This window comes from Enterobacter sp. 118C5 (assembly GCF_034107645.1).
In the GTDB taxonomy this organism is placed as follows: Bacteria; Pseudomonadota; Gammaproteobacteria; order Enterobacterales; family Enterobacteriaceae; genus Enterobacter; species Enterobacter nematophilus.
This window is the reverse complement of sequence record NZ_JAWNEU010000019.1, coordinates 64,833-74,364: the sequence shown is the minus strand read 5'-3', so window position 1 is coordinate 74,364 and position 9,532 is coordinate 64,833. Positions and strand designations below refer to the sequence as shown.

4 protein-coding genes are annotated in these 9,532 nt (G+C 46.9%); all 4 read right to left on the bottom strand.

Annotated elements, in window-relative coordinates:
* Positions 1–978 (bottom strand): hypothetical protein (locus tag UTO39_RS20995; protein ID WP_320728002.1); only part of this gene is annotated, 978 nt, incomplete at its 3' end.
* Between the two features lie 38 nt (positions 979–1,016).
* The gene (brxL, locus tag UTO39_RS20990) at positions 1,017–3,101 is read right to left on the bottom strand and encodes a protease Lon-related BREX system protein BrxL (protein WP_320728001.1); all 2,085 of its coding nucleotides are present in this window, start codon (positions 3,099–3,101) and stop codon (positions 1,017–1,019) included.
* Between the two features lie 10 nt (positions 3,102–3,111).
* Entirely contained in the window at positions 3,112–5,709 is a 2,598-nt protein-coding gene (gene pglZ / locus UTO39_RS20985; protein WP_320728000.1) for a BREX-1 system phosphatase PglZ type A, read from the bottom strand.
* Between the two features lie 189 nt (positions 5,710–5,898).
* Positions 5,899–9,507: a BREX-1 system adenine-specific DNA-methyltransferase PglX gene (gene pglX, locus UTO39_RS20980; protein ID WP_320727999.1), complete on the bottom strand. Its 3,609-nt coding sequence runs from the start codon at positions 9,505–9,507 to the stop codon at positions 5,899–5,901.
* Positions 9,508–9,532 lie beyond the last annotated feature (25 nt).

Genomic DNA, 9,532 nt, shown 5'->3' with positions numbered 1-9,532 from the left:
TAATAGCACGGACGCTGAAATGTTATCGACAATTTTCCAGTATTGAAATGCGATCAACTCATCTTCTCTACAGACACTCAACGCCTTCATTGTTGAACCTTCATAATAAACATGATGAATATTCTGTGAGATATAATGTAATTTTTTATCGTTTGTCCCGACCCAATGTTCGGTCTCAAACTTTACACCATTTACAGTGATGAAAGATCCTAAATCTTCTGAAAAATTAGCTCCCGTAAGCCAGTGTAAATCCATCGCTGCATCAAATGCATACCATCGACATTTATCAAGATTACTTCCGTTCTTATAAAAATTCTCTTTTATATATTTTCGACGCGTATGTATACTCTCTGGCAGCTGATTAATGGTGTTTGAGTCAAGATCCCAAAAAGCATATTTTGCTATTTCTAAATCATACGCACTAATCATGTCAATGAAGCTTATCATGCTATAAAGATATACTTCGAATCTTTTTTCAGGCGTGAGATGAGAATAGTTTAATTTTATATTTTGAATTTGAAGCATAGATATATAATGAAGGCCATATACTGTCCTTGCTTCAACGGAAAGTTCCTGAAAATTAATTTTCTTTTTTTCAGAGTCTGGGGTGTATTCCCTGAAAGTCGCCTCGGGATCGTCAATATGACCAGGCCAGAATCGGTGGCAAAAGTTCTGATAGGCCGCCATTGATTTCTCAACCCATATATCAGGCATTTCATTAACACCAATTGCAGTTAAACATACATTTCCTGATTGTAATAAATTTACTAACGGCAATAGGCCAACTCGTTTTACATCCTCCAGAGTTGATGTCGATGATAATTCCTCCATTCTTTGTAAAGAGCAATTATCTAAGTTTATCTGAACCACTTTTTTCTGCGTCAAACACTGCAAAGTATAAGCTGGGGTCAATACCTTATTATTTTCATATATGGAGAGGCAAGGTCTTATGAATTTAATTTCAGAGCGTTTTCCCATTTGTAGCCTCTTCAATTTTTAAAAAATTGGTTTTAATTCTAATTGACACCCAGCGCCTTATAAACCGCATCTACAGGTTCAGAGTAAAAACTGACCTGGAATTTGGTAAACAACTCGGCTGGCACAGTCGGAATATCTACCGCAGAAGACATCGGCAGAAGGACTTTTTTCGCGCCGCTATCGAAAGCAAGTTGTAAGCTAGCCGCCAGATCCTGAACAGGGTTGATTACTCCACCGAGCGTCATGCTACCTAAGACGACCATTTGTTCCTGAACGGGTTTCGCCAGTAAAACGGAACAAAGGGCAATAAGTGCCGCCAGACTGGTCGCGGTACTTGGTCCAGTATTATGCAATTCGACTACGTGCAGGTGGTACTCATGTTCAGAAAATTTTGCTGTTGCGCTAACGCGGCTGAGGTTGCCTTTGAAATAGTCAAATCCAACCCGGATAGCTTCCTTTGCCGAGGTGCTTGATCCCAGACCGGAAACGCTATGCTTACCGTTGCCTGCGGTCATCTGAGTTTCGAAGCGGTACAGACCCGTCATGCCACTTTCCGCTTGCGTCACTAAATGCACTACGCCTGGCTTTGGCATGCCAGCAGGAATTAATTCGCTGCCGCCCTGTTCTGGTACGCTGACGAAGAATTCTTCCAGCGTCTCGTTATCGATGTAGCTGAAATTCACATCGAAGAACTCCAGACCGCCCAGCTTTTTAAGCTGTTCCTTGACTCGACGACGGGCTTCCATGGCGTAAGTCAGGCAAACACGGACGTCCTCTTTGCTGTAAGAGCCATTGGGATGAAGAAGTTTCAATAGACCAGAAACCGTGCGCCTTACCGCGATAACATCTCGCTGGTTGAGGTTATTACCCAGCTTATAGAATTTATCAATCGCATCGGAGAAGCTGCGTTTGCGCATTTCCCGCATGTATTCGGCGAGATAATCCGTGATAAGGCCGTAGCGATTGGTAAAGAATTCCGGGCGCATTTTCGGGATTTCCCAGCCGGGTATATAGGCGTGGAAGCGGTCGAAAAACGCCGTATCGATCATCGCGGAAGGGAAGGGTGCTAACAAATGGCTGGTTTTGACTAACGTCTCAACGCTCTGATTGATGTTGCCGACGAACACCATTGATGCTTTGCCTTCAATCGAATCTCTGCCGCGGGAAAACGAGCCAGACGCCATGTAATCTTTCATGATTTGCACGCCGTCTTTGTCTTTGAAAGTGATCCCTGCCACTTCATCAAACGCGACCACATCCCACATACCGACCAGGCCAATCTGGCGGCTGGCCATGTTGTAAAACAGGTTTGCTACCGTGGTTTGTCCGCCGGAAACTAGCAGTGAGTTTGGCGAACACTCTTTATAGACGTGGCTTTTACCGGTACCGCGTGGGCCCAGTTCGCAGACGTTATAGTTATTTTCCACGAAAGGGATCATACGGGTGATCAGGTGCCACTTGGTTCGCTGCTCAATGTTAGCAGGTTCCATACCCACGGAACGTAGCAGGACGTCAATCCACTGGTCGCGGTTGAAGTGCGTACGTGCGGTAAATACCTCTTCCATGTCCATATTGGGCATCTGGATAGGTTTGAGCGTCATCAGAGAGAAAGGGGACGTTTTCTGTCCTTCCTCAAAGAAGTAGTTCACGGTGATCATGCACCAGATGCCACCGGTCAACAGCTTCTCGTTGTCCTTGACCATCTGCGGCGGAACCAGTGCATCTTTAATGCCTAGGTTGGAGAGCTGGGCTTCGTAAACGTCTTTCTTCTGATTGAGCTTTACCGACACTTTATCGATGATCTTGTAGGATCCTCGCTCACGAATGAGTGATTTCACCTTCTCTGCTTCATCAGGGCGGACGTAGTTATCAGCCAGAATGCGCTTAACGTTCTGCAACCCTTGCTCGACGATCTGGTCATCGTCGGAAGCGCAGTACATACCGAGCAGATACTCCAGCACATAGACCGGGACGTTAGCCCCTTCCTTGAGCTGCTTGGTCAGATCTTTACGCACTACCCGACCACGAAAATGCTGATTCAGTAAGGCGTCCAGATCGTAACCTTCTGCGACGAGTTCCCCTTCGGATACGGCTGGAACGGGTAAGTCATGATGGGTTTGCATATCGCCTCACTTAAAAGAAATCATCCTGAAATGCCAGATCGATAATCACAGGGTACTTCTGGTAACCCGTTTCCGTTTGCGCATCTTCCAGTATCAGCCAGTATTCATTACGGCGATTGAAATTCGCCCCAATCAGCTTCAGTGTCACGTCGCGTATGCGTTTTTCCATGGCATCGTTGTCACTATCAAAACAGATGCGCTCTTTACCAGAAACCACGTTATTGGCGTTATCGACAATAAAGATATTCAGGGTTCGCGGTTCGAACAGTTCGCCTACCGGATCGGTTTGGAGCAGGCTGACTTTATCAATGTTATTGACGAGTTTGATCAGCGGATGATGCTTGACGATGTCTACCGGACGACGCTGTGGTTGCTTCTCCGCTGCGGTTTTTTGCAGCGCTTTCACCTGCAAGACGGGAACGCAGACTTCCTGTAGCATGGCTCCACCGTGCACAAACCGTGCGCCGCCAGAGAAATGGAAACGCTGGATCCCTTTCGGAATCAGAAACTCGCTGTTATCGCTGACGCCTGCGGTATCCGCCACTTTTCCTTTCCAACAAAAATCATCGGCAGGAAGCTGGTGGCCGATAATAAAGCGTTTGTGGTTTTTAATCGTATTGTCTGGCTTGATCTGCAGCGTGGTTTTATCTTGCCCGGAAAGGGGCTGCTGCTGGAACAGGAAACCGTGGTCCGCCGTGACGATAATGCGTGTACCGTGGAGACGGTTTATCACCCGTGTCACTAAATCCTTCAGTTCAACCACCGCGTTACGGCATGCTTCGAAGGTCTTCTCCTCCGTAGATGCGCTGTCACCCATGGCATCAATGGTGTTATGCCAGATATAAACGACTTCGTAATCGCGAATAAGATCTCGTCCTTGCTGATTTTTCCATTTCAGAAGGTCGTCCGATTTTACTGCCATCCCTTTATATTTCTTAAGAATGGTATCGCGGTTAGGCGTACCTGAGGTAGACAACCCGTCCGCATAAACGATGTCACCATTACCCGGTTGGTAGCATATCTCGTCATGTGGCAGTAATGCCGCCATTCCCAGCTGGGTATAGCTGGGTAACACGCCCAACTGGGAACGCAGTTCGGCATTAAAGCGCTTCTCGGTATTGATTTGGTTGCCCAGCTCTTCTGCCACTTCATAACGCAGCGCGTCGGAGATAATCACGAATACGCGCTTGATTTGTGGATTGTTAAATTGCGGCTTAACCACCTCATTGTAGAAGTTCTGCTGCCGTGGAACGCCCGCAATACGCCACTCCTGCATACGGTTTTCGGCTTCCAGAACCTTATTCCAGCTCCGGCTTAATTCTGCCAGGTACCAGTTGGAATACAGCGCTTCGATATAGTCATCTAGGCTTTTCAGGATCATTGCACCTTTGCTGTGAACCAACAGTGCGTATTCGTTAAATAAGCGGTAGGCCTGGTCAAAGCGGAACAGCTCTTCGCAGTACGCTTTCCAGAACGTTGCGCTGTCCTGATAGTGGAAACCATCAATATGACGATTACGCAGATTCAGCAGCCGCTCAGCCTGACGAAGCGCGTTATAGATGGCATAGTATTCCTGACGCGTCTGGCACCAGTATTTGCTCTGCCTTTCAGACAGAAGCTTCTTAAAGGCTTCACGGTCAAGCGTGGTGCTCTCTTCCAGAAGCTGAGTCACCAGCGCATGAATAATGGTCTGTTCAATGCTCAGTGTGGTTTCGCACTCGTGCAGATCATACGGCGAGCTGAGACGGTACTGGTCTTCTGGTCGCAGCGAATCCTGCATCTGCTGTGCGCAATAATCATAGGCTTCTTTGTAGCGACGGTCGGCGCGCCAGGTGACCATGAACGCCAGCGCGGAGGCTCTGCCTGACGGTGTGGTCAGCACGTTTTTTTCAAGCCATTCGCGTTTCTGCGGGTCTGCCTGCGCGGAAAGATCGGTACAGAATAGCTTTAGGATCAGGTTTTCCAGCGAAGGATACTCGGCCTGATAGCCCATTTCCTGATTCAGAATGTCCCACAGCACACCTTCAAGATCGTGGCGTTTCAGCATCGCCAGCGTGTTTTCCAGGTCGCTGTCGTCATCTTTCTGCTGATTAACGTATTGGGTTATCAGGCTGAACAGAATCTCTTCCGTTTTTGCGGTTTTTACGCCAGCGATGACCGCAACCATCTTCTTATCAAGAGAAGCTTCGTTTTCCTGCTCAGTGACCAGTCCCTTTAGGGCAGAAAGACGTTTAGTACTGAAAAATGCCTTACGGCGTTGTATGTGTTCGCGTAGGCCAAGCTGCGGAATGCCTAACGTATTCAGCGTGATGGCGGCGAAATCGGCATGGAACTCCGTACTATAAAGACGAATATCCAGCAGCCAGTCGAACTCTTTGGGAGGTACATCGTGGGGGAACCACAGCAAAAACTGCTGTTCAGGCTCATCAATTTCAATGCGCTTTTTTACCGCCAGCTGCGACTGGTCGGTCATGTCGAGTAGCGTGATGTTCCCCAGTTCGAGATTACCCAGCTCTTCGAGGAAACGCTTATCGGGATCGTGCCAGAAAACGATGCGATGTTCGGCGAATTTTGCTTTAAGGCCGGCAATAAATTCCTGATTTTGCAAGGTCACAATCCCATGTTGATTCGGTAAATTCGAAGTTGTCTGAACGTCTGGAAACCGTGCTCAGCGTTCTGACACAAAGCCGCATTTTATCATGAACTGGAGGTGAGGGATGCCTGAATAAGGCTGGTTCCTGTATCGAGATCACCACCGGGCTAAAACCCGGTGGTGTGGGAAGGAATGCTATCTGACTTAAATCACCTCAGGCGCATTGCCAGTAATGGCTTTTACATCTGCCAGCAAATCGCCAAACTTACCGTAGTTAACCTTAACGCCATCGTCGAGATCAATACTGATTCTCATATCAGCATAGTGGCGTAAGCGATCGTCGAAGCTGCGTAGTTCGTTGAATTTCTTGCTAAGGCTATCACGCTCACGTTTCAGACGGGTGGCTTCGCCACCGGAGGCACCATCGACCTGTTCGTTCAGGCGATCGATATTGGCCTGGTAGCGCGCCAGCAGCGGTACCACATATTCGGTACGCATTCTCGCCAGCGTCGCGTCGTTGTAGCGATGCAGATAGACCAGGCACTCGAACGCTTTCTCTTTACCGGAGCTGAACAGCCAGTAGATCGGGCGCTTTTTATACATTTTCATATGATCTTTCCAGAACTGGGTGGAAAGATAGCGGCGGATGGTATCCAGTGCAGATTCGCCTTTTTTCGGCTTGATCGCGTATAAACAAAGACTTTCGGCGATAAATTCGAGATTTTCCTGCAAGTGTTCTTCGCCCCAGACGGTGCGGACAAACTCTTTGACGCGAGAGGTGATGTCATCGTCAAACCACTCGTCATCCATCAGCGGCAGGATGCCGTCATTGTCTGCCGGGAAGGTTTTGTACGCACCTTCAGCGGCAAGTTCGGCAAAGCCTTTGTTGCCTTCATGGGCGTAGACGAGGCCTTCGCGATCGAGGGAGTAGCGACCCATCATGCAGCCGATGGAATAACTTAATACATCTGCTATTGAATCCGATAACAAACGAGTTTCATTATTAGTCGTTGAATCACCGTACTTGTAGTATGGGTTGCTGACTAAAGTTATTTCTGAATCAATTAATTCTTCATTTATCCCATTAAAGTTGCTACTTGTAATGACTAAATGGTTATTTTCTTCTTCCAACTCTTTCGTTTTATTAAAAGCATCTTGCCACTTTTTTCTTGCTATAGCATAGCTTGATGCTACTTCAGATGATGCTCTCGATTCGCTGACTAAATAATTAACCATAAAATCAAAAGAAATTTCTTGCGAATTCCAATCGTGCATCGCTATATTTATCAGCAGCTGTTCATTAGTTTCGATTTTTTCTTGAACAGCTGCTTCCATTTTGATGAATGGTAATGACATGACATCATTAACTTGGGTATTAATAGTAGGGTTCAATGCTTTAAGTAGAACATTAAAAACTTTTGTATTCAAGAGAGCAAGCGTATAAAGATCACTGTTAAATTTATCGTTAAATATTACAGGTGATGCAGAATCGTATTCTACATCTTCACTTTTGACTCTAAAGCTAGCTTGGCCCGATGTGATTTTAGACCAACAAATACCAGCTTTATCTCTAAATTTTGATGGATAAATGCCACCATTTTTTTCATAAAATTTTATAGCATTTACGGACCAATCTACCAGAAAGATTTCATTGCCAAAATGTTTTTTGTAATCTCCACCTTTGATTAGTTTTTTCCATTTACTCGAAAGACGACTAGTTTCCCATATATATCTTATATATTTATCACCATTGTGAGTTTTAATTCTACCACCAGAGAACCATGAATTAGCTATTTTGTCATTATCGAAAATGTTTATATTCTGGCCTAGCCAATAGGATATCGGATATCCGGGGATTTTTTTTAAATCATTTTGACTAATGCTGTAAAAATGCTTTTTATATGAGAGTAGCTCTTTAGTTTTCTGTTCTTCATTACCATCAACTAAACGAATGAAAACCGGTTTATAGTTTTTAGTAGAGCTATTTTTAATTACCCATGAGGTAGTTTGTACTACTTCACCCGATATTTGTGAAAATGCTCTTGCACCAAGATGGGCCATGGTAATGAAAGTTTTGCAATCCAATAGCCAGGTGCGAAAATCTTCATAACTCGATAAAAACATCCATGACTGCATATTTACTTGAGCATTATATCCATTATTTTTAAGCAAATAAAAGGCATGCTGCATAAACATCGCAAAGAGGTCTGATTTACTGTACGGGAAATGAGTTTTAGCTAATACTTTTAAATCACTATTCATCCCACCATTACCCATATACGGCGGATTCGCTACCACCGCATCATACCGCTGCGCCAGTATCCACGCCTGCTGAATATACGGAATAAACGCTTTCGCCGCGGCTTTCTGCTGGAAATCCCCTTCCTGTTCAAGGCGATAAAGCTCATCAATAAACGCCTTCAGCTCCGCTTCTTCTTCCTGCGGTACCTGAATCAGCGAGCCCAGCGTTTTGGCGTTTACAAAGCGCTTCAGCGTGCGCATCAGCAGCTGATATTCCACGCTATCGGTATGGGGCACTGCGGTATTTTCGGCAAACATATCTCCCATGCTGCCGGTCTGGCTCTGCTGGTGGAAGTTCAGCTGCTGCCACAGCTTAGCAATATCCAGATGCAGGCTTTCCTGCAGGGAGACAATATTCAAGCGCACGTCGCGGGTAAATATCCGGCGGTCATCCTTTCGAGCCATCATTAATAATGCAAAACCGGAAAGCTGGGCCGCGCGGTCGTCAATGTCGAGACCAAAAATATTATTGTCCAGAATCAGCTGTGGAATATCACGGGCGCGATAGCCGCGCTCTTCGTAGATATTTTTCAGCACGTTATAGGCTTCAATCAGAATATGCCCTGAGCCGCAGGCCGGGTCGAGCACCTTAATGCTTTCCGGTTCAATGCTGGCAGGCGTAATGGCTGCCAGCTGCGCCTGCACTTCCGGCGTCTGTTCGGCTGGCTCAATGTAATAGTCCATTTTGCCTTTCAGCGGCGAGTCCGGGTAGGTCTGCAACCACTGGCGGCCGACGGAGTTCTGCACCAGATACTGCACAATCCAGTTTGGGGTAAATAGCTGGGTGGCGGCAGGAATATCTTCGCTCTTTACCACCTTGCCGATAACGGCCTCTTTTTTCTCAGAGATATAGAACTGATATAGCCAGCCGATAACCTCAACGTCTTCCCAGTCTTCAGGCGGAATACCGTCCACCAGACCGCGCAGAATGGAGTCGGTACGGGTCAGGTTATCCGGCAGCAGCAGTTCGGCTTCATCATCGACGGCTTCAAACAGGAACGGCATCGCGCGGTGCAGGGCATGGCACTGTGCCAGCAGCAATTCACGGTAGATGGCTTCGTCCTGGTTGCCGGAAAGCTTCATCTCGACCAACTGCGCTTTTTTCTCCGGCAGCAGCGCTTCCGCCACTTCCGGCACATGATCCAGCACTTCAAAGCTGAGCGGGTTATCCGGGTGCGAGAGCATACGGAAGCCGTGGTCAAGGTAACCCTGGATCTCCATATAGCGAATGGCGCATAAGCGGTTGAACCAGGTGTAGGCACAGTGCTCAACCAGGACGTCAAAGCCCTGCTCACGGGCGCGTTTGACCAGACGATCGCGGCGGGTAAGGGTAGATTTAGAGTAGTCGAACTGGCCGTAGCGCACGGTTTCGCCAACGATCTCGGCATCTGCAATTTGCAGAGTGCCTTTTTTATCGACGGAAATCCCCAACGTGGTCAGCTTCTGGATCACTGCATCGCGGAACTGGTTACGAGCCTGTGGAGCATATTTTTTGATGTTATTGGTATTCATAGAAAATCCTGCAAAGGGCAGCAGA